This is a genomic window from Paenibacillus foliorum, assembly GCF_013141765.1.
Taxonomy (GTDB): Bacteria; Bacillota; Bacilli; order Paenibacillales; family NBRC-103111; genus Paenibacillus_S; species Paenibacillus_S foliorum.
This window is the reverse complement of the sequence record NZ_WHOD01000109.1, coordinates 1-21283: the sequence shown is the minus strand read 5'-3', so window position 1 is coordinate 21283 and position 21283 is coordinate 1. Positions and strand designations below refer to the sequence as shown.

17 protein-coding genes are annotated in these 21283 nt (G+C 46.1%); 9 read left to right on the top strand and 8 right to left on the bottom strand.

Going from position 1 to position 21283, the window contains the following annotated elements; all coding sequences use genetic code 11:
- The first annotated feature begins 329 nt into the window (after positions 1–329).
- Together GC093_RS29005 and GC093_RS29000 are read left to right on the top strand one after the other, a co-directional pair.
- Positions 330–1403 carry an Ldh family oxidoreductase gene (locus GC093_RS29005; RefSeq protein ID WP_171655431.1) on the top strand — a complete coding sequence of 358 codons (1074 nt, stop codon included), beginning with the start codon at positions 330–332 and terminating at the stop codon, positions 1401–1403.
- A gap of 66 nt (positions 1404–1469) precedes the next feature.
- A complete protein-coding gene (locus GC093_RS29000) occupies positions 1470–2789 on the top strand; it encodes an aspartate aminotransferase type Ic (protein WP_246315602.1) in 1320 nt (439 codons plus the stop codon).
- A 57-nt stretch (positions 2790–2846) separates the two neighbouring features.
- Here the strand turns inward: GC093_RS29000 and GC093_RS28995 are convergent, their stop codons facing one another.
- Positions 2847–4838, bottom strand: coding sequence for a heparinase II/III domain-containing protein (locus tag GC093_RS28995; protein WP_171655429.1), 1992 nt, complete (start codon positions 4836–4838; stop codon positions 2847–2849).
- 205 nt (positions 4839–5043) lie between these two features.
- Here GC093_RS28995 and GC093_RS28990 point away from each other — a divergent pair, with 205 nt between their 5' ends.
- The 3 genes from GC093_RS28990 (at position 5044) to GC093_RS28980 (ending at position 7558) form a co-directional block, all read left to right on the top strand.
- Positions 5044–5469 (top strand): MarR family winged helix-turn-helix transcriptional regulator, encoded by a 426-nt coding sequence (locus GC093_RS28990; RefSeq protein ID WP_171655428.1) that lies wholly within the window; start codon positions 5044–5046, stop codon positions 5467–5469.
- 65 nt (positions 5470–5534) lie between these two features.
- Complete coding sequence (locus GC093_RS28985) at positions 5535–6812, top strand: MFS transporter (protein WP_171655623.1); 1278 nt, start codon at positions 5535–5537, stop codon at positions 6810–6812.
- Positions 6813–6925: 113 nt separating this feature from the next.
- Positions 6926–7558, top strand: a complete 633-nt coding sequence (locus GC093_RS28980; RefSeq protein ID WP_171655427.1) for an SGNH/GDSL hydrolase family protein — start codon at positions 6926–6928, stop codon at positions 7556–7558.
- Positions 7559–7646: 88 nt separating this feature from the next.
- On the opposite strand, the gene GC093_RS28975 is transcribed toward GC093_RS28980, so the two are convergent.
- Both GC093_RS28975 and GC093_RS28970 read right to left on the bottom strand, forming a co-directional pair.
- Positions 7647–8498 carry a sugar phosphate isomerase/epimerase family protein gene (locus GC093_RS28975; protein WP_171655426.1) on the bottom strand — a complete coding sequence of 284 codons (852 nt, stop codon included), beginning with the start codon at positions 8496–8498 and terminating at the stop codon, positions 7647–7649.
- A 23-nt stretch (positions 8499–8521) separates the two neighbouring features.
- A complete protein-coding gene (locus GC093_RS28970) occupies positions 8522–9598 on the bottom strand; it encodes a Gfo/Idh/MocA family protein (protein WP_171655425.1) in 1077 nt (358 codons plus the stop codon).
- 143 nt (positions 9599–9741) lie between these two features.
- Here GC093_RS28970 and GC093_RS28965 point away from each other — a divergent pair, with 143 nt between their 5' ends.
- Positions 9742–10659 (top strand): helix-turn-helix domain-containing protein, encoded by a 918-nt coding sequence (locus GC093_RS28965; RefSeq protein ID WP_171655424.1) that lies wholly within the window; start codon positions 9742–9744, stop codon positions 10657–10659.
- Between the two features lie 58 nt (positions 10660–10717).
- On the opposite strand, the gene GC093_RS28960 is transcribed toward GC093_RS28965, so the two are convergent.
- Entirely contained in the window at positions 10718–12322 is a 1605-nt protein-coding gene (locus GC093_RS28960; RefSeq protein ID WP_171655423.1) for an LTA synthase family protein, read from the bottom strand.
- An 84-nt stretch (positions 12323–12406) separates the two neighbouring features.
- Positions 12407–12754: a response regulator gene (locus GC093_RS28955; protein WP_171655422.1), complete on the bottom strand. Its 348-nt coding sequence runs from the start codon at positions 12752–12754 to the stop codon at positions 12407–12409.
- Between the two features lie 492 nt (positions 12755–13246).
- Between GC093_RS28955 and GC093_RS28950 the strand changes: the two genes are divergently transcribed.
- Together GC093_RS28950 and GC093_RS28945 are read left to right on the top strand one after the other, a co-directional pair.
- Positions 13247–14998 (top strand): ABC transporter ATP-binding protein, encoded by a 1752-nt coding sequence (locus GC093_RS28950; protein ID WP_171655421.1) that lies wholly within the window; start codon positions 13247–13249, stop codon positions 14996–14998.
- Complete coding sequence (locus tag GC093_RS28945) at positions 14995–16953, top strand: ABC transporter ATP-binding protein (RefSeq protein ID WP_171655420.1); 1959 nt, start codon at positions 14995–14997, stop codon at positions 16951–16953. The genes GC093_RS28950 and GC093_RS28945 overlap by 4 nt, the downstream gene beginning before the upstream one ends.
- 183 nt (positions 16954–17136) lie before the next feature.
- On the opposite strand, the gene GC093_RS28940 is transcribed toward GC093_RS28945, so the two are convergent.
- The 3 genes from GC093_RS28940 to GC093_RS28930 all read right to left on the bottom strand — a co-directional run bounded on the left by GC093_RS28940 (position 17137) and on the right by GC093_RS28930 (position 20362).
- Entirely contained in the window at positions 17137–18654 is a 1518-nt protein-coding gene (locus GC093_RS28940) for an MDR family MFS transporter (RefSeq protein WP_171655419.1), read from the bottom strand.
- A gap of 15 nt (positions 18655–18669) precedes the next feature.
- Positions 18670–19263: a TetR/AcrR family transcriptional regulator gene (locus GC093_RS28935; protein WP_171655418.1), complete on the bottom strand. Its 594-nt coding sequence runs from the start codon at positions 19261–19263 to the stop codon at positions 18670–18672.
- Between the two features lie 256 nt (positions 19264–19519).
- Complete coding sequence (locus GC093_RS28930) at positions 19520–20362, bottom strand: helix-turn-helix transcriptional regulator (RefSeq protein ID WP_171655417.1); 843 nt, start codon at positions 20360–20362, stop codon at positions 19520–19522.
- Positions 20363–20571: 209 nt separating this feature from the next.
- Between GC093_RS28930 and GC093_RS28925 the strand changes: the two genes are divergently transcribed.
- Entirely contained in the window at positions 20572–20943 is a 372-nt protein-coding gene (locus tag GC093_RS28925) for a hypothetical protein (protein ID WP_171655416.1), read from the top strand.
- Positions 20944–21283 lie beyond the last annotated feature (340 nt).

The window sequence follows — 21283 nt, the reverse complement described above, 5'->3', positions numbered from 1 at the left end:
GCTACAAGAAACGGACGAAATGGTGATAATCAAGACAGCAATGGATGAAATTCACAGATGAGCCTAGTATACTGAAGATGCGGCTGTATGGCTTGATTCTGCAGCTTTGGAAAGGATTTTTCATTCAATGGTCCTGAGGTATTTTTGTGCTTTAGACGATGATTAGATTTGTAATAAGCTTAAAGAACTCGATAAGCAGACGGACAACCATTACGTTCTATTGTAGTGGTGCAGCTTCAAGGTTTGTCGGCTTCCGGAACGGAAGTTGTCAAAGGAGCTGGGCGAGTACAAACGAATGCAATCCTAAATATTAAATAGGGGGATAATGAATGATGAATAATGCACAGCAAAAAGCTAATCCTCAAAAGCTGGAGCAGCTAGTTTCGCTGGCGCTTCAAAAAGTAGGGGTATCCCGGGCGGAGGCAGATTTGACTGCAAACATATTAGTCGATGCTGACCTGCGTGGAATTGATTCACATGGCGTCATCAATTTGTATAGTTATTACATTAAAGGCATTCAAACCGGTCGGATCAATAACAAGCCGGAGATTAAAATAGTTCCGGGCAGCCCTACTACAGCATCCGTTGATGGTGATAACGGTCTTGGGTTTGTCATCAGTCATAAGGCGATGAGTGAAACGATAAGAATGGCGAAAGAAATGGGTACGGGGTGGACAACTGTATATAACAGCAATCACTGCGGTGCCGGAGCCTATTATACATTAATGGCAGCACGGGAGAATATGATCGGCATTCTTTTTTCCACAGGAGGATCCACGGTAGCAGGGCCTGGCGGCAAGGAGCGAATGATTGGCAACAATGTAATAGCCTTCGCAGCGCCAGGGGATAAGCACGGACCTTTTGTTCTGGATATGGCGCCAACCATGGCTATAGCTAACAAGCTGCATATGCTCCAATGGGAGGGCAAGAGTATGCCGGAAGGCTGGGCTGTAGATTCGGAAGGACGGCCTATTACAGATCCCAACGTTTATTTTGCGGAAAAAGGAGCGGTTCTTCCATTAGGCAGCACGGCTTCGCATGGTGTACATAAGGGCTTTGGTTTGCTGCTGGTTGCGGATATTTTAACCGGTCTCCTATCAGGAGATGGAGGTAGTATGTTCCGTAGAAAAGGCGCGGAAAGTCATGCCTTCTGTGCCTTGAGAATCGATGCTTTCCCTACGGGTGGCGGGTTTGGACAGCTAATGGATGAAATGATCGGGAAGCTGCATGCAGCCCCTACTGTAGAGGGTGCGGATAGCATGAAGTATCCGGGTGAGAAAGAAAATGTAACTTATCGGGAGAGAAGTGCGAACGGCATTCCTCTGAAGGAGAATGTAGTAAAGGATCTCCGCGAGATGTGCGGGGAGCTGGAGCTGTCTATGGACAGCATTTGGGTAAATTAAAGTAGCTTATTTTATTGATGAAATTATTGGTGATAAATGTTATTGTACAGTTAATAAAATTTTTTTATGAGTATATGGGAGGCTGACCGGATGGGTGCCATTAATTACAGTGCTTTAAGCTCTGCCGAATTAAACGGACTTTATTTGGAATTGCAGGGGAGATTCGACGAGTATAAGAACCGGAAGCTGAGCTTGGACATGTCCAGAGGCAAGCCTTGTTCGGAGCAGCTTGATCTTTCTCTAGGAATGCTGGATGCAATTGGCTCCAATGACAGCTTGAAAACTAAGGATGGATCGGATAGCCGCAACTATGGAGGGCTTGACGGAATCGCCGAGGCGAAGGAGCTGTTCGCGAAGATACTTGAGGTTAGTATGAATGAGATTATTATCGGAGGCAATTCAAGCTTAGCTCTCATGCATGACACTATTTCCAGAGCAATGGTTCACGGCCTATATAGCAGTAAGGCTCCTTGGGGCAAGCTGCCCGTGGTCAAATTTCTGTGCCCAAGTCCTGGTTACGATAGGCATTTTGCTATATGCGAGCTGTTCGGTATTGAGATGATACCTGTGGAAATGCTGCCGGACGGACCGAATATGGATCAGGTTGAGAGGTTTGTCAGGGAAGATGCTGGTGTCAGAGGAATATGGTGCGTACCTAAATATAGCAACCCTGACGGTATTACGTATTCGGATGAGGTTGTGGACCGGCTAGCTTCCATGGAAACCAAAGCGGAGGATTTCACCATTTTTTGGGATGATGCTTATACGGTGCACCATTTAACAGATAATCCCGATCGCTTGAAAAATATGTTAGCCGCCTGTAAAGCGGCAGGAAACCCGGACCGTGTGCTCATATTCAGCTCAACGTCGAAGATTAGCTTTTCCGGTTCCGGAATCTCTGTGATGGCAGGCAGTGAAAACAACTTGAATTATTTCCGCAAGCAGCTCGCTGTTCAGTCTATCGGACCGGATAAGATCAACCAGCTTCGCCATGTTCGATTCTTTAAGGATACCGATCATATTAAAGCCCATATGGAAAAACATGCAGCGATCATTAAACCGAAATTTGATACGGTATTTAGCATACTCGAAGCTGGTTTATCCGGGAGGCAGATTGCCGAATGGAACAAGCCGAACGGTGGGTATTTCATTAGCTTAAACACATTAGACGGTTGTGCTCGGGAGGTTGTATCCATGGCATCCGAAGCTGGCGTCACCTTGACCAAGGCAGGAGCTACATTCCCTTACGGCAAAGACCCGCGGAACCGGAATATTCGGATAGCTCCTACGTTTCCCACTCCAGCCGAGCTGAAAACAGCGATTGAAATTTTATGCCTCTGTGTGCAATTGGTCAGCATCCGGAAGCTTCTAGCAGATAAGGGATAGCGGAATCATAAATTCTCATCAATAAAAGAAGCAAGCCCAACAATAGGGCTTGCTTCTTTACAATGTCGTCGATAAACGGAGAGTGTTCCCATTGGGGAGCTGCAAGGACCAGCCGGGCTCCTTCATTTTCTCCAAATGAAGGACAGGTTCTCCTTCACGGTAAGCATGAAATATACTTACGAACGTCGTTTCGGTAACCTGCTTGCGGCGGCGAATCAAAGTGCTTCTCCTTTTCACATTCGACAAAGCTGGAGATTCAGCCAGAAAAATTTCTTCACCTTCTACAGGATCGAGCAGGTGTAGGGCAAGCCTGTCGGATGCTTGGGCTTCACGATCCCATTGCCATTGCATTACGTTCAGGGAACCGGATAAATCAAGAAGCTGAATGTCCTTAAAGTAATTGTAACCGTCCAGAGAGCCTAAGCTGCCACTTTCTAATTGACGGGCAACACTTATACCGTTCTGATCAATGAGCGGCATTCCTTGTGTATGTACAATCCAATCCAGATCCTCGGGCTGAGCACACCGGACATGAAATACATCGAAGAGCAGCGAGTCAGCCATTACTATTTTACGCTGCATGAATACTCCTGGATAGGTACCCTCCACATCAGCATTCGATTCCATTAAAACAGTTCCTTCAACCCGTGTATTTCGTAACGTTCCTTCTGTGCTTGCCTGGGATCTGGTGCCTATGGTTACCGTATTATGCGCTGCCGTATGTTTGAAATAACCAAAGTGCATCGGATTGCCATAGGGCATCGTTCCTGCATCAGTCAACCAAGGATGTCCATTAGCATAAAACAGTATATTGAGCTTATCTTGATGGCCGTGCTCACCGCCATGCTCGCCATAATCGATCATCGCCATTTGACTATGTTCTTTGGAAGATGTTTGCCAGCTAGAGAAGATCATGCCTGAACGTTTCAAGTCTACAAACTCCAGTGTATGCTTCGTTAGTTTCTTCAAGTCTTCTTCAATGGGTTCTCCGAAGAGAAGGCTGTACAAATTGTTCCGCTTACTATTCAATACCAGTCGTTTACCAATGCCGAAATGAACGAGGGAGAATTCGTAGAGATGAGTATATCGTTCCAGCTGGACCTCTCCCGAATCATGAACAGCAGGCAAAGTGCCATCGGGAAACATGCAATCAAGCGGAACCTGAAACATCATTTGGAACCGGGGATGCTCATAAAGCTTCATCCCAAAAGAAAGTCCGGCAAGAGCAATCATCACCTGTGCTTCCAAGGTGTAGAAATGATATCCCCATGATCCCTCGTACCAAAATCCATCATCGGCCAAGCTGTTTTCCATTTGAAACAGGAATCCGTTCTCAGGATCGTCTATCACTTCGTCCATAAGAGCGCTGTCTTCCAGCGCAGCCGCAACGAGAGCCTTGGCCGCGTTATGATAGGTCTGCCAATTGGACTTTTTCTTAGGATTATTGGCTATTACTTGAAGAGCCGGACGGAGTAGTCTGGATTCAATCTCATCCTGTTCCTTGGAGTTAAGTCCATCATTGAGTTTGAGTATGGCAAAGGCTTGAGCAATTGGGGCTAGCCAGCTGGCTTCGGATAAAGTCTGGCACTGTACTTTCCCCGATGAAATATCTGTGCCGCCAAGTTTATCGTGAAGAGGATATTGGTCGTAATGATGTGCATAGTGAAGCAATATATGACGAGCGGTATCTGCCCAAGCAGGATCACCCTCGATTCCGAATAATACGGCAGCATCACGGCAGCGGATGCTGTTGAACCAGTGCTCGTTGGCAATGGCCACTTCGTCCCAAGGGGAGCCGCTCCAAACCGTGCCGCAGGAAGGGCATTGATGATGATGCCTGTCCTGAAGCACAAGCCTTGCGCCATCATGAGGACAGTTGTAATTATGGCTCCAGCCTCCGCCCATGAGAGAGATGTCGGCCGGCACATTGTTGATAAATTCATTGTTCGGTTCCCGAAATCGCCGGAAAGCTTCAGCGGCCCAGTCGTATTGCTTTTTTTTAGTTCGAATATGCTCAAAAAAAGCTGGGGTCCAGATGAGATGGCTCATAATGCGCTTCGCTCCTTAAAGGAATTTGCAGCATCCCTAATGTATTTCGGGAGTCGCTCAAGCCCATTGTACTTGGAGCTAATGAAGAAGTCTATGTATAAAATCGAGGTGGCTTGTGTTAAATGACGATTCTGATTGACATGAAGTGAGTTCCGCTTTATATTAGTTGTACATACAAAATACAAAAAGGGTGAGGTAATATAGTATGGATGAGAGCTACCTGCATAATTGTTTGTTTTTCACAACGAACCGCTTGAGTCGGGCCATTACGAAGATGGCTGAAGAAGAATTTGCATCGACCGGTTTAACCCCTATGTATGGTTATATTATCCGGCTTGTGACCGCAACACCCGGAATTTCACAAAAAGAATTATCCGAAAAGCTGTATATTGCAGCTTCCACGATTACTCGATTTATTGATAAATTAGAAGGTAAGCAATTGGTAGAACGGAAGGTGCAAGGGAAGACTGTACTCATTTATCCAACTCCTAAGGGGAAAGAGCTGGAAGAGGCGATTCGCAACGCTTCAAAAAGCTTGCATCGCAGATATGAGGCTATTCTAGGTACGGAAGCTTCTAAGCAGCTGTCGATAGATATTGAGATGACAAGCGAGCAACTGGAGAAAAAGTAATTTTTCTCTAGTTATACATTTGTGTGTACAAGCAAAATATAAAAGATGAATGGAGTAAACAGCAGATGCAAACGAGTATGAAATCATCTCGAATTTATTATGGATGGGTAGTTGTGCTCATCGCTTTTGTTACCTTGCTCGTATCCGCTGGAATCCGTTCCATGCCGAGCATATTGATGCTGCCTTTTGAAAAAGAGTTTGGATGGAATCGCGGATCCATATCCGGCGTTATTTCAACGGGAATATTTTTATACGGGTTAATGGGCCCTTTTTCCGCTGCGCTGTTGGAGAGATTCGGGATCCGAAGAATGATGGTTACCTCGTTGGCGGTGTTGGCTATAAGTCTTTCGATCACTCCTCTGATGAGTTCTTTATGGCAGTTTGAAATTCTGTGGGGTGTTGTTTCTGGACTTGCGACGGGAATGATGGCTAACGTGCTAGGCGTAACGATTACCAATCACTGGTTTGTTGAGAAAAGAGGGCTTGTGATTGGAATGCTTACAGCCAGTGCTGCCACAGGACAGCTGCTGTTCCTGCCATTGCTAGCCCAAATTACAGTAGAAGCAGGCTGGAGAACCTCCGTATATTCGGCAGTTGGTATCCTGGTTCTGCTGATTGTTATTGTGGCTATTTGGATGCGGAATGATCCTTATGATGTTGGGGTTGCCCCCTATGGCACCAAGGAGCTCGTTAAGCCTAATAAGTTTAAGGGCAACCTGTTCCTCACACCGCTGCTTGCACTTCGTTCAGCATCAAGGAACAAAACCTTTTGGCTGCTGGCCGGTACATTTTTCTTCTGCGGCTTCTCTACAAACGGCTTAATAGGCACTCACCTTATTCCAGCCTGTGGAGATTATGGCATTCCTGAAGTAATGGCAGCCGGTTTGTTGGCATTGATGGGGTTGTTCGATCTATTTGGTACTACGCTCTCAGGATGGTTATCAGACCGGTTTGACAGTCGCTGGCTGCTTTTTTGGTATTACGGGCTTCGTGGTCTATCCTTGCTTTTCTTACCGTTTGCTCTGGACTCCAGTCCCATGATGCTCTTGATGTTCGCTGTATTTTACGGTCTTGATTGGATCGCTACGGTACCGCCTACTGTCAAGCTTGCAACGAAAGAGTTCGGCAAAGAAAAATCAGGCATGATCTTCGGTTGGATTGTTGTAGCCCATCAAGTCGGTGCTTCGACTGCTGCTTATGGAGCAGGTTTACTGAGAGAGCTGATGGGTACCTATACGGTACCGTTTATCGCTGCGGGTTTTGTATGCTTGTTTGCTGCTTTGATGGCCATTCGGATTTCAAGAAACAGCGGGGTGGGTGTACAGCCGATTCAGCAGTCCTAAACTTGAGTAAATCGGATATAGTTTTTTACTGAAACCGCTCTCTGGGCTTTCACATTATGATAAAATGGAAAAGGTTGTGAATAGCTTATACATATTTTGGGAGGGTAACTAGTATGCAAGCTTGGATTCAAGAAGGCGACGTTGTATTATTTCAAGGAGACAGCATAACGGATGCAGGACGTATACGTGACAAAGGGGATGACCTTGGTAAGGGGTATGCCCTGATGGCTGCTGCACAATTCTCCGCCTTATATCCGGAGAAGCAAGCGAGCTTCATCAACCGCGGCATTAGCGGTAACAGGGTTAAAGACTTGCAAAAACGCTGGCAGGATGATTGCCTTGATTTGAAGCCGAACGTTATTTCCATTTATATAGGGATCAACGACACATGGAGAAGATTTGACCGGAACGATCCGACATCTACGGAACAATTTGAAGAGGTATACCGTGACATACTTACGCAATCCGTGAAGCTTGATGCCAAGCTGGTGATTATCGAGCCGTTTGTTCTCCCGGTTCCAGAAGACCGCAAACAGTGGAGAGAGGACTTGGATCCGAAAATTACGGTGGTTCGCGAGCTTGCTCGGGAATTCGGGGCTCGCTTGGTTTGCTTGGATGGACTGTTTGCTCAAGCGTCTGCACGTGCGGCAGCTTCGTTCTGGGCGCCGGATGGCGTACATCCATCTCCGGCGGGGCATGCTCTGATCGCCAAAGCGTGGCTTCAGGCAGTCGGCGCCGTGGAATAACGGCTAGGAATCAATATAAACGACCATCTCATATGAGAGATGGTCGTTTTTGGCATGTGCATATGCTAAAGACATGGATATGAAATGCTTACTCCAAGCCAGCGGAAGTGTACACCTTGCGGAAAGCATCGCGAGAACGCTGCAGCAGCTCCTCGGTTGGCTGCTCAAGCGGCTTAGGAGTTAGGATCTCTTGTGCGACTACGCCGGTATAGCCTATCTGCTTCAGCGCACGTAGGAAGCCTGCTAAATCGATCACCCCTTCGCCAGGGAACAGGCGGTCGTTATCCAGCACGTCCGCTATGGGTACATCAGGAGCATCGTTGATATGCACGAGGACGATCTGGGCTGCCTTCAGGCGGAGTATATCCTCGACACCGAGCTCATTAGTATACCAATGATAGCTGTCGAACAGCAGCCCAACATTGCTTTCACCGATGGCATCGATCCAATCCAGCGTTTCCCGTAGTCCCCAAATGAATGGATTTTTCCATTTGGTTCGAAGATGATGCGGCCCTACAAATTCGAGGCCGAATTGGATACCGTATGGCGCCAATATTTGTGCGCAGGTGCGCAAACGGCGAGTAGCCAATGCTGTAAAGTGCGCTGCATCCTGATCTGTGGAAGGCAGCACGTAAGTGCAGCAGACGGTGCATCCTACTGCTGCTGCGGCCTCAGCGTCTTTGGCAAGTCGTGCAAGGCCGCTAACGAATTCTTCCTCTGTATCGCGCCACTGGACGGATAAACCGATAGTGCCTATTTGCACGCCGTTCTCTTGTAGAAAATCACGGACGGCTTCTATTCCTTTAGCTGTAATCCATTCTTCCAGCTCTTGACCACCAGCCGCAATAGCAGCAAAACCGTGTGCGGCAGCAGCTGTAACAAACTGTTCTATGCTGCCTACATTGCCTCCAAGCCCTGCTCTTGTAAGACCTTTTAACATAGTAAGTTCAGACCTCCTTATTATTAAATATTCCAATCCAAAATAACTTCATGTCCCGTACGGGAGGACTCATAAATGGCATCTAAAATCAAATTGTTAGTGAATCCGGCTAAAGCCGATGTAGTTGGCTGTTTGCCTTCGCGGATGCATTCGATAAAGTGACGGCTTACGCGTATGCGTCCGCCTTCATCATTAGCTGGTGGTGTCAACGATACCTCTGTTGCGCGTTGGAAGGTTTCGGTCAACAGCTTGCCTTGATTACCGCGGATTGAAGCGCCTCCCTCAGAGCCCATCAAATGAATGAAATGCTGGCTGTCTGTGTCCATATGGACAGCCCAGCTAACTTCCAAGGAGAGGGTGCTGCCATCATCCATTTTAATTAATGCGGTAGCTAAGTCTTCAACATCGAATCGACCGTTCCAATTCGGAGTGCCCCATGTGCCTATACCGCGTTTTTTTGGCCCGAATTCGGCATACGTAGAGCCATATACGGACACAGGCTTGCGGTCGCCAAGGAAAAAGAAACCAAGATCCAGCATATGTACGCCAATATCAATCAAGGGGCCGCCTCCGGACTCGTCTCGTTGAGTAAACCAAGTGCCCCAGCCTGGAATACCCTTGCGGCGGAACCAGCCTACCTTAGCATTATAAATATGTCCTAGCGCGCCATTATCGATTTGTTCTTTTACTTGCAGGGGAAGCCATTCCCAACGCATTTGGTGAGGAATCATAAGGACCTTACCGCTTTCACGCTGTGCGCGTACAATGTCACGAGCTGACGATACATCTATCGCCATAGGTTTTTCCAGCAACACATGCTTGCCTGCTTGCAAGGCTTTTACAGCTATTGGGGCGTGATACTGGTTAGGAACACCGATGATGACAGCATCGATTTCGGGATCGGCGATCAATTCATCCGCGGATGGGTATACCTTGGGAATACCGTGCTCAGCAGCACGCTTTTCTGCAAGCGGTAAGTAGGAATCTGTTGTTGCAACGATTACCGTATCATCGGGCAGCTGTTTAAAGATGTTCATGTGAACGTTTCCGATGTTGCCTGCGCCGATGATGCCAAGTCTGATTTTATTCGTAGTGCTCATGGTATGCATAGCCTCCTGAAAATAAATGATTTAAGGTTTGTTGCAGTATTTGATATTATAGTAGAATGTAAGCGTATAAAATACATGCCATTTTTTATGGAGGATATCCCATTTTTTCAGCTGGTAAGGGGAGTTAATAAAATATGACTGTCGTTCCTAAGTATTTAACTCATTATCCTAATATGGATTCGGAGCTGCCCTTTCATATCAAAGTCAACCACCTGGTCAATGGCTTTGAATCGCACAGGCATGATTATTTGGAATTTTCCTATGTTATTGAAGGTCACGGCTCTGAAACGATAAATGGGGTCAAGCATTTGATGCTGCCCGGAACGTTCACTCTTGTGATGCCGTACCAATTTCACGAAATTCATTCAGATCCAGGCACGCCGCTTCAGCTTTTCAATTGCAATTTCGGCATTCATTTGTACAGCCCCTCTGAGCAGTTACCTGGCATAGAATGGAATTTGGCCGAGGCTAATCTTCCGTCCTTTGTACAAGTCGATGATTCTGAAGAACAACGGAGGTTTCAAACGTTATTAGGGGAACTGCGAACCGAATATTCAGGTACGGAGCCATGGAGGCATTCCTTGATCAAAGCTAAGCTGACTGAGGTGTTGGTACGCTTCGACAGACTTAGAAGGAGTAAGCAGTCTGACCGGCAGGAAATAGCGGTAGCCCATGCTTATGATAGAAAGAAGCCGAGAGGCAGTGTATGGAAGGTTATTCAATATATTCATAGTCATTATAGGGATGATTTGACATTAACCGGATTGGCCGAACGGTTTGGGTTTAGTGTGCCTTACTTAAGTGAGCTGTTCAAAAGAGCAGTCGGACAAAATTTTGTAACCTTTGTCCATGAGGTGAGAATCCGTCAAGCCTGCGGCCTGCTGATTTCTACTGAAATGAGCGTGCTTGAAATTGCAATGGAGACCGGCTATGGTTCATATAACACATTTGCTCGCATATTTCGGGAAAGTAAAGGAATGACCCCAGCAGCCTTTCGTAAGAGCCACGTGCTCCAGCCATCGGAATTGGATTTAAGTATAACGACTAAATAATATCCAACATAAAAAAACAGCCCCGAAGGACCCGATATCGGTTAGCCGATACCATCGTTCAGGGCTGTTTACTTGTTTTACTTGTAATGTAGAGATCAACTGATTTGGATTGTGCAAGCACATTTTCCTTCTCGTCAACAACCCGCACCTGCAGTTCAAGCTTACCTGGCTTCCTTAGCAGGTCCTTGGGGATGACGGCGGATAAGCTTTCTTCTGTGTGCCAAGTTGTTTCGAGCGGCTTACCGTTCGCGAATACTACGCTTCCTATGCCGAAACGGCCGCCCCTAATTGTAATTGTTTTTTTCAATAGATCGGCTATCAATTTCTCCCCGGTTTGCATTTGCAGAAGCACCTCTGGCGAGACGGACTGAATGACGGGATCTCCATATCCCATTGTATAGGTTTCAGCTAAGGGTGCTTTCATTTCACCCATTTCATCAGAGCCGTTGTAATCGGAATCACTTGAGCTTGTTCCTGTTAAAATACTTTTTTGCCATCGCTCATACTCGGTTAGATCCGATTCGCGTATATGCATAGCTTCATAATAGGATTTTGGCGGTATAATAGGGATTTGCTTGGACAGCCTGGACAAAAAATCGGTGTAGTCGCTGCCCTTCAGCTTCGCCAATTGAAGTATATAGGGGCTTAAGAAGGAGGGACTCATATATAAATTGTCCTTTCCTTCAGGCAAGTAGTTATTCCAGACTAGCAGCGGGACATTATGCATTTTTTGCAAAAAATCCGAATCATCTTCACCCTTAATATATTTAGTTTCTTTGTAAACATAATAATCTTTCTCTAAATACGGCATGTGATCTCCGAAAAAGACTATGATCGTCGGTTCCTTAACCTGACTGTAATGCTCTACCATCTCCTGAAGCATTGAGTCGGCTCCAATTGCCCCCTGCACATAGGTTTCCAATATGTCGAGAGCCTCGTCGGCCACATTTCCTTTTATACTAATGGTGTTTCGTTTGAACTTGTTCGACCAGTAGTGGTAATGATTTTCCATTGTGTTTGCAAAAATAAAGTCAGGGCCTTGGCTGCGCTCCGTTTCCTCAAAGATGCGCTTAGCTACGGCATGATCGCCTATGTAAGGGCCCACGAATTCATTTGGATTGAAAAATTCCAAGCTAATGTAACGGGTGAAACCAAAACGGCGATACACATTGGAGCTGTCAAAATACCAGTTATGAAAAGGTGTTATGGCTGTAGGTGTGTACCCCTGACGGGATAATATACTGGCAAGTGAATCAACATCATGCTTGATAACCGTTTCGTAAGCAATGGAGTCTTCCGGTAGAAATCGCATGGAATTGCCAGTCAGTACCTCAAGCTCGACATTAGCGGTACCTCCGCCAAACTGAGGAGATAGCATTTTACCATTCGTATATTTATTTTGAAGCGCATGGAAGGTAGGGATGGGGTCACGGCTAAACTTGAGCCCTTCAATCTGAGTAGGGTCCCAAAAAGCTTCGCTAAGCACGACAATCACATTAGGCTTGCGGTCAAGCTCTTCCTTGTTCCAATCCGCTATGGGTGGTTGAAGCATTACAGGAAGAATGGGTGGCAATCCAGAGTCAGCAGTTTGGAGAATCAGGAATACCAAGCTGGAAGCAATCAAAGCAGTTATACGAATTAAATGGTATTTATTGAACCACATAAAGGAACACGGCTCCCATTCCTGAAGGATAGATCTTATTATAGCACGGAGTCGTATAAGCAATACAAGCATTTGTAAACACAATCATTGGAAATGTTTTAAGTAATCATCGATATCAAAGGGCTTGTCGAATACAACATGAGCTCCACAGGAAATAGCCATTTCGACATCAGCGGAATGAATGTCAGATGAATAAACAATAATTCTCGTATTTGGATTTGTGCTTTTAATTTGTTTGAGCAGCTCGAAGCAATCCATGGAAGGAAGCCTCATGTCAAGTGAGATGATATCAGGGAGTAAGGAATGAAAGGTTGACAACACATCGGGTCCATTAGAGACCTCGACTACAACCTCATGACCGACGGAGGTTAGGACGGTTCTTAATAAATAGCGAATCGGCTTGTATTGCTCGGCAACCATAACTTTTGCCATTTTTACTTCATTATCTCCTTCCTGAATGTTCATCTTATATAACTGATTTGACTGATTTAAGTGGGCTATTGAATTGCTTGTGGAATTGAGTCGCAAAGGATTATGAATGACTGTAGGAAAGGAGTATGACAAAAAGGAAAATAAAGGATAAATTTGGTTCTTTATGTCTATTCTTAGCTGCGATTTGAAATATCATATTGTGAACAGTGTAAATCAAATCTCCTAATATTTCACTATAAACTTTGTTGATTGACTAAATTTAGGTAAATTGTCTCATGCAATCACCTTGAAAAAGTGAAGAATTTTAGCGATTTTTGTCATAATGAGTCGAAAATGATTGTATGAACGTTGATATTGCTATCATTAAATAAGTATATCCAATAATTCCATTGACGCGGCTTGCAGCATCCACTAAAGTTACTTTCATACGCTTTTTTTCAAGACATAGAGCCTTTGGAATAAAACAACATGGATTTTTAGAGAGGTGGAACCATGAACCGTAAAATACCGCTTAATGAATATACAAGGCTGCTGTCTAATTATTTGCGGCCTCAACGCAAAAGCATTATATGGCTGTCTGTATTATTAATTTCAGGCATCGCCATGCAATTGATTAACCCGCAAATTATTCGTTACTTTATTGATACAGCTAAAACGCAGGATAGCAATGAGCCCTTGTTATATGCAGCTGGACTGTTTATTGCGGTTTCATTAGTTCATCAAGGCTTAACGGTGCTTGCAACTTACATAGGAGAAAACGTGGGCTGGGTCGCGACGAACAGGCTGAGAGGCGATGTGGCGGCACATTGTATGAAGCTGGATATGTCTTTTCACAAATCGCATACATCGGGTGCAATCATCGAGAAGGTCGATGGAGACATTAATAATCTGGCTAACTTCTTCTCGAACTTTGTAGTTTCTTTGTTAAGCAATCTTCTTCTAGTTGTTGGGATGCTCGTTTTGTTGTTTCGCGAAGGGTGGCTTGTTGGTATCAGCATGACGCTGTTCGTAATCTTTGCCATCTACGCGATCCAATACATACGTCAGTTTGCGGTACCGCATTGGGGCAATATGAGAGCAATGAGCTCACGCTTCTATGGCTTTCTTGGCGAGCATTTGGAAGGGACTGAAGATACACGTGCGAACGGGGCATCTGGATATGTTATGCACCGATTTTATTCATTAATCCGTGAATGGCTTCCACTTCGTATCAAAGCGTTCCTTGGCTGGGCATCTATGTGGATTACGACTCTGGTAGTGTTTACGATCGGAAGCGCGGTGGCGTTTGCAATAAGTGCTGTACTATGGAAGCAGGGAGCTATCACTCTTGGAACCGTGTACATGATCTTCTATTATACGGAATTGATGGCAAAACCGATTGAGAAGATCCGCACGGAGATGGAAGATTTGCAGAAGGCAGATGCCAGTATCATAAGGATAAGGGAGCTGCTGCAGACAGAATCGGCAATAAGAGATGGAGCCGGTGCACCGCTTCCTGCCGGCCCGCTGTCCGTTCAATTTAACCGAGTGGAATTCGGCTACGAAGATGAGCTGACTACATTGAAAGATATTGATTTTCGGCTAGAACGCGGTAAGGTGCTTGGAGTGCTGGGGAGAACCGGAAGCGGGAAAACGACTCTTGCACGGATGCTGCTGCGTTTTTATGATCCGCGTCGGGGAGGCATCTGTCTGGAGGGTGTCGACATTCGGGAGACGACCTTGCAGGAGCTAAGGAGCCGTGTAGGGCTGGTCACGCAAAATATAGAAATCTTCCAAGGCACAGTCCGAGATAATTTGACCTTCTTTCAAGATGATATTCCGGATCAGCAAATTATCGATGTGCTTGAGGAGCTGGGGCTAGGGGAATGGTTTCATTCTATGCCAATGGGGTTGGATAGCCGTTTGGAATCGGGAGGCGGCGGATTATCCGCAGGAGAAGCGCAGCTAGTATCATTTGCCCGTGTGTTTTTATCCGATCCCGGTTTGATTATTTTGGATGAAGCCTCCTCTCGATTGGACCCGGCAACCGAACAGAAGCTGGAGAAGGCCATTAGCCGCCTGTTGGTTAATCGCACCTGTATTGTGATTGCTCATAGGCTAGCAACCATACAAAGGGCCGACAGCATTCTTATTCTTGAACAGGGAGAGATTGTTGAATTCGGGGATAGAGCCCGCCTGGCGGCAGATAATCACTCCCGCTACAGCTATATGCTTCAGGTTGGAATGGAGGAAATGCTGGCATGAGCACATTTGCATTCTTACTGAAATTAACCCGTTACCGCATAGGCTTATATGCTCTTAATGCGATCGCATGGTCGCTTATTTACTTGGCTCCGATAGCGCCGGGTTGGATAACGAAGCAATTTTTCGATACGCTTTCGGGTAACGCTGCATATGAGTTTAGTGTGGGGACATTAATCGCGCTGCTTATTGCTTCTGCCCTTGGGCGTGTAGTCATGATACTGTTCGGTTTTATTACAGACGTTAACTTTCGCTTCCGAATCGGCTCTCTCTTACGCAGAAATATGCTGAATCATATTCTCAAGGAGCCGGGGGCTAAGGCGATTCCTTGCTCACCAGGAGAAGCTATTAGTAATTTTCGTGATGATGTGGATCAGGTGGAGGAGACGGTTAGCTGGTCTGTGGACTCATTTGGGATGACAATCTTTGCGGCTGTTTCCTTTTATATCCTATATGGAATTAATGCGACGATGACCGTATGGGTGTTTCTGCCGCTTGTAGTAGTTGTCACAGTTGCTCAGGCATCTACCACATGGCTGCAAAAGTATCGCGCCGCCAGTCGAGAGGCAACTAGCCAAGTAACCGGAGCGATCAGTGAGATGTTCAACAGCGTGCAATCCATTCAGGTTGCTGGAGCAGAGGACCGGGTTATCGACCGGTTCAGGAAGCTGAATGATAACCGTCGTCAAGCGATGCTGAAGGATAAGCTGCTGACGCATTCACTAGACTCGGTGTTCTCCAATACAGTTAATATCGGGACAGGGTTTATATTGCTGCTCGCCGCACAATCGATGCGGGAGGGAAGCTTTACGGTTGGGGATTTCGCTTTGTTTGTTTACTATTTGACATTCGTTACGCAGTTCATTCAAAACTTTGGCAAGTTTCTAACCTATTTTAAACAAAGCACGGTTGCTAAAAAACGGTTGGTTTCATTGATGCAAGGAACGGATGAAACCAAATTAACGGAGCCTCATCCTTTATATTTACGTAAGGATGCACAAGTGCCTGATGCATATGGAGTTTTTGAAAAGCAAAGAGGAGACAAGTCTTTAATTGGCAAGGTGGATAAGGGTGCCAGTGCCGATGCCGAGACAGTTACTGATGTTGAGATTAAGACAAAGGGCAAGGTTCATAAATCAACGACTGCTGCGGGGGAGCGGGCTAAATACAAGGGGCCATTAGCGAAGAATGACGGATTTGATGAACGGTCTGAGTCAGTGGCTCCTGATGGAAGCCTCAGCTTATTAGAGGTACAGGAGCTGTCCTACCGCTATCCTGAAACCGGACGGGGTATCGATAAAATAAACCTAAGCATCCCAGAAGGCTCTTTCACTGTAATTACAGGGAGGATTGGGTCCGGTAAAACAACCTTGGTTCGCACGCTGCTGGGGCTCCTTCCAATGGATGAAGGTGATATTCATTGGAAGGGCAAGAGGGTCGAGCAGCCTGGAGATTTCTTCATCCCGCCGCACAGCGCGTATACCCCGCAGGTGCCACGATTGTACAGCGACACGCTGCAAAATAACATCCTGCTGGGTCTTAGCGAGGAGGATGCACGGCTTGAAGCAGCGGTATATGCCGCCGTGCTGGAGCCGGACATTGCCATGCTGCAGCATGGCATGGACACGGTCATCGGACCGCGCGGAGTGAAGCTGTCCGGCGGCCAAGCACAGCGAACAGCCGCGGCGCGTATGTTCGTGCGCAATGCGAAGCTGCTCGTGTTTGATGACCTGTCCAGCGCACTGGACGTCGAGACCGAGCGCAAGCTATGGGAGCGCCTGTATGAGCATCGTCAGGCGACCTGCCTTGTGATCTCGCATCGCAAGGCTGCGCTGGCGCATGCTGACCACATCATCGTGCTGAAGGATGGCCGTATAGAGGCTGAGGGCAGGCTTGAAGAATTGCTGCAAACGAGTGAAGAGCTGCGGCATATGTGGAATAGCGATGACAACAAATGAGACAATGATAGGATGTCTGCTGCAATGTAGTAAAAGCCAGTCCCAACCACTTTTTGCAGAGTGGTTGGGACTGGCTTTTTGCCGATTTCCGATTAAGCACGGAAGAGTCTAATCTACAAAATCTAACGTCATATCATAACATTGAGATATTCAATGAAATATAGCTATCTATTAATATTGTACTTATGCCGTCTCATTGGGTATGCTCGAATGCGATACTTCTTGCTGAGAGGTCAGCACTTCTTTCTTCATGAACCAACAGATAATAAATGCTGCTAGGGCAAAGAGAGTTCCTATTATGAACATCTGCTGGAACGCTCCGGCGAATACGGTCTTGATCTGGATCAGCAAGTCTACAGGCAGCCCTTCCGGTAGACCACCGTTCATGATATACTCCGATGTTCCCGTAGGGAATTGATCGGATAATCCATCAATTCCGTTATGAATGTTGCGGGAGAGCAGGCTGCCGAAGATGCTAAATCCGAGCGTGGCTCCGAGCGATTGAAATAGCTGTACGGTTGCCACCCCAACACCGGTATGCTCCTTATCTACTGTTTCCTGTACGATAAGGTTGTCGCTGCCGAACAATACACCGATACCTAACCCCAGTATGAAAAATGCAATTATTACGTAGAGGACAGTTGTGCTCACATCGATCCTGGAAAGTACTAGATAACCAGCAACGGGCAAGATAAAGGAGGAAACAAACAGGTGTTTATAAGCAATCTTCGTAATCAAGAAACCGCATAATATGCTAGCTGGGATCGCTCCAGCCATGAAGGCCAGCATTAGATAGCCGGATGCTGTTGGGGTCATGCCCATCACGTTCTGAGCAAAGAAGGGAAAGCCCGACATGCCTCCCATAACGCCGAGCATCGTTACGAAGACGATAAGCGACAAAACAACAACCGAGCGATTCTGGAACAGCTGAAGCGGTATCATCGGATCCGCAGCCTTCGACTCTATGCGGATGAAAAGGGCAATAAGGAGGGCCGATAATATGAGCAATCCAATAATGGCAGGAGAGGACCATGAATAGCCGGCTACATCTATCAGGACTGGCGCGAAGAGCAATGCCAGCATTGAGAGGACAAGTGTGCAAGCACCTGCCCAGTCAATCTGTTTCTTCTCAGAGCTTACGGTTTCGCGCAGACCATTGGCGACGAAGAAGGCTGCAACCAGCCCTACCGGGATATTGATCAGAAATATCCAATGCCAGCTCACATAGCTGACGAAATATCCGCCAACTGTCGGTCCTAGCAGCTGCGGTAGAATCAGCATGGGACCAATCAAGCTCTGAACCTTCGCCCGTTGTTCGAGAGGGAATGAGTCTCCGATAATAATCATGGCCAGCGGCATCAGCCCTCCGGCCCCGATTCCTTGAATGCCTCTACCGATCAGCAATGTCGTCATGGAATCCGCTAAACCGCAGATGATGGACCCTATCATGAATAGTGCGACACAGATCAGGTAAATCCGTTTGCGGCCATAGAGATCCGCCAGCTTACCGAAGATCGGCATGAAGATTGTGATCGACAGCATATAAATTCCCGCTACCCAGCCGAAAAGCGCAAGCCCGTGAAGATCACGGATAATGGTCGGTAAAGCTGTCGACACAGCTGTTTGATCGAGCTCAGAGAAGACGAGGCCAAGCAGCAAGCCTATCAGGATTAAGGTTTTGTTCGAGGTTTCTTTTTTCATTAAAAAACCCACTTTCTACATAGGATTAGTCTTAACAATTAACCGCATCATGAAATCGGCATCAGGCAGCGAATAGCCTTCTATTTCCATCGTTTGTATATTCATCAGGCCAACGACAGATGTTAAATACCACATGGCCAGCTTTCGCGGGTTACCCTCGATAAACTGTCCTGCATGCTGCCCCGCATCGATAATGGCAGTCAATGTATCGATCATCACAGCGGAATCGTAGGTCTTCAGCAGCTCGGCAACTTCCTTCGGCAGCTCATCCGCCGATATCACCTGCTGCATCAGAATGAAGTGATAGTTATCCTCCTGCAAAATTTCATTTGTCAAGGTACGCACTTTATCAATGGGCAGCCCGGACATACTCTTAATAAGAGCAAAGGCTTCGTTAGAGCCCTCAATAGCCACTTTTATAAGTTCTGTTAGGATCTCATCTTTAGACTTAAAATAACGGTACGAGAGGCCGACGCTGATCTGAGCTTCTTTGGCGATCATGTCCATCTTGGTGCCTATCAAGCCGCACTGTGCAAATACTTTGAGCGCAGCTCGTTTGATCTGTTCTTTTCGATCATCCCGAAGATGATCTTTTGAATCGGTCATCATGATTGCAAAACTCCTTTCTTCAATCAGTAAATGAATGAATTATTCATTCATTTGTAATCCTTGATGTGATCATAATTGCACTGGGGATTTTTGTCAACTTATTTTGTGAAAATAGTTTTTGAAATGTATAGGCAATTAAAAAACCAGTCTAACACCATTTGTGTCAGACCGGTTTCGGTTTAAATAAGTTAATGCTATTTATAGGCAGAGCAATCCGTAATAAATCTCCAGCCGCGTTGTGTTACTTATAGTATGGCTAACTAACCGCAATAAGCAGCTGCTCCAGCTTCGCTTCTGTCTCTGTGTCAGGTATTGGCGTATACACACAGCAGCGGAGATCAGCACGAGCATAGACCTGAAAAGAAGTGAGCTCAAATCTCATGCTACCGGCATTAGGGTGGTTGATCTCACGGAGCGTCTTGGGTACGGCTGGAAGCTCACTGCGCTGCCACAGCTGCTTGAACATCGGATTGATCTGACCGCAATGCTCGATAAACTCGTCATACCATGGATCTCCGTGATACTGCCCTTGGTAGTTGCGAAATATCGTAAGAAAGTCCTTCGCAAAATCCTCCCAATTCACAACCATTTCCCTTACTTCCGGTTTCATGAAGGAAAGCCACACAATATTCCTGTCTTCTCTGCTGAAAGGACCTATATCTCCGAAAATAATGCTGGCTGCTTTATTCCATCCGATAATATCGCATCTCCGGTCCGCAATAAAGGCAGGACAGGGGCATAAATAATCAAGAATACGCTGCAGTGTTGGATCAATTACCGGCGGAGTCTCGCTAAAGATACTGGTGGCTTGTCTCAGAGCCATTGTAAATAAATAGCCGCGATCAGTCGTGTTCAATTGAAGAGCGGTAGCAATTCGTTCCAATACTAGAGCGGACACTTGGATGTTGCGTCCTTGCTCAAGCCATGTGTACCATGTAGTGCTCACTCCTGCAAGCTGAGCAACCTCTTCTCTGCGAAGTCCAGGTGTTCGTCTGCGTCCCCCTCCGGTGAAGCCGGCGGCATCAGGGGTCAGTTTGGTGCGTGCTGTTTTTAAAAATTGGCCTAGCGTATGTAGTCGATCCGCGTCAATTAACGTCAAGTTATGTCACTCCATTTTTAGTCGTAAGGATGATTATAAAAGATCCTGTTACAAAACACAACTATAATAGTATAAGAATAATTTTATAATAGGTTAATGTGGTGGTAGTCTCTATTAAATTTTTACATTAGGCTTAATAATGTATTCAGAATCTCCTTTTTGGGTAAAAAGATGTTGTATCCAAATTTCAGGTGAAGGAGAGATTAGAAATGACAAAACCCATTCAGGCGTACTTTCGGACAGAGAATGAAGCAGAGGATGTTAGAATTTTGCTGCAAAAGTATGACACAGAAATGCTGGAAATTGGAGAAATTGAAGAGAATGGTTTGACTAGCAACAGTGAGTTGGTTGTGCCGCTTGGTGCAGCTATATCGCCAGTAGGAACGGGCGGCGCGGGTGCGATAGCTTTTTCACAGAGCAATGAGGGGTATGATCCATTACTAGGTGCTTCAATAGATAATCAAGAAGATGAGCTTGACGATTTTCGTTATGTTTTATCTGTTAAGGTTAACGAAAGCGATTTTGGTAAAGTTGTTCAATTAATTCAAAACAACAATGGGCATGTATTGCGAACAGACTAGAATTAGTACTCTTAGTTCTGAATAAGTAAAAGGGAGCCTTGGGCTCTCTTTTTGGCATGGGTGAAAGTTTGAAATTTCCCCAGCGGTACAGTATTGGAGTAGGAGTACATATTCTATGGTTCAACCAGATACTTGGCCAAATTTCGGTGTGAACAGGGTATATGGGGGAATCAGCTAATTAGGAGGTACGAAGGGGATATGAGCAGGTACGAAGCAAGTAGGAAGCAGGTATGAAGGGGATATGAACAGGTACGAAGCAGGTACGAAGCAGGTACGAAGCAGGTATGAAGCAGGTATGAAGCAGGTACGAAGCAGGTACGAAGCAGGTACGAAGCAGGTA

What these genes read in the sequence shown, in the direction of transcription:
- GC093_RS29005 (WP_171655431.1), top strand. Translation starts at nt 330, where the DNA reads ATGATGAATAATGCACAGCAAAAAGCTAATCCTCAAAAGCTGGAGCAG.
- GC093_RS29000 (WP_246315602.1), top strand. Translation starts at nt 1,470, where the DNA reads ATGAGTATATGGGAGGCTGACCGGATGGGTGCCATTAATTACAGTGCT.
- GC093_RS28995 (WP_171655429.1), bottom strand. Translation starts at nt 4,838, where the DNA reads ATGAGCCATCTCATCTGGACCCCAGCTTTTTTTGAGCATATTCGAACT.
- GC093_RS28990 (WP_171655428.1), top strand. Translation starts at nt 5,044, where the DNA reads ATGGATGAGAGCTACCTGCATAATTGTTTGTTTTTCACAACGAACCGC.
- GC093_RS28985 (WP_171655623.1), top strand. Translation starts at nt 5,535, where the DNA reads ATGCAAACGAGTATGAAATCATCTCGAATTTATTATGGATGGGTAGTT.
- GC093_RS28980 (WP_171655427.1), top strand. Translation starts at nt 6,926, where the DNA reads ATGCAAGCTTGGATTCAAGAAGGCGACGTTGTATTATTTCAAGGAGAC.
- GC093_RS28975 (WP_171655426.1), bottom strand. Translation starts at nt 8,498, where the DNA reads ATGTTAAAAGGTCTTACAAGAGCAGGGCTTGGAGGCAATGTAGGCAGC.
- GC093_RS28970 (WP_171655425.1), bottom strand. Translation starts at nt 9,598, where the DNA reads ATGAGCACTACGAATAAAATCAGACTTGGCATCATCGGCGCAGGCAAC.
- GC093_RS28965 (WP_171655424.1), top strand. Translation starts at nt 9,742, where the DNA reads ATGACTGTCGTTCCTAAGTATTTAACTCATTATCCTAATATGGATTCG.
- GC093_RS28960 (WP_171655423.1), bottom strand. Translation starts at nt 12,322, where the DNA reads ATGTGGTTCAATAAATACCATTTAATTCGTATAACTGCTTTGATTGCT.
- GC093_RS28955 (WP_171655422.1), bottom strand. Translation starts at nt 12,754, where the DNA reads ATGGCAAAAGTTATGGTTGCCGAGCAATACAAGCCGATTCGCTATTTA.
- GC093_RS28950 (WP_171655421.1), top strand. Translation starts at nt 13,247, where the DNA reads ATGAACCGTAAAATACCGCTTAATGAATATACAAGGCTGCTGTCTAAT.
- GC093_RS28945 (WP_171655420.1), top strand. Translation starts at nt 14,995, where the DNA reads ATGAGCACATTTGCATTCTTACTGAAATTAACCCGTTACCGCATAGGC.
- GC093_RS28940 (WP_171655419.1), bottom strand. Translation starts at nt 18,654, where the DNA reads ATGAAAAAAGAAACCTCGAACAAAACCTTAATCCTGATAGGCTTGCTG.
- GC093_RS28935 (WP_171655418.1), bottom strand. Translation starts at nt 19,263, where the DNA reads ATGATGACCGATTCAAAAGATCATCTTCGGGATGATCGAAAAGAACAG.
- GC093_RS28925 (WP_171655416.1), top strand. Translation starts at nt 20,572, where the DNA reads ATGACAAAACCCATTCAGGCGTACTTTCGGACAGAGAATGAAGCAGAG.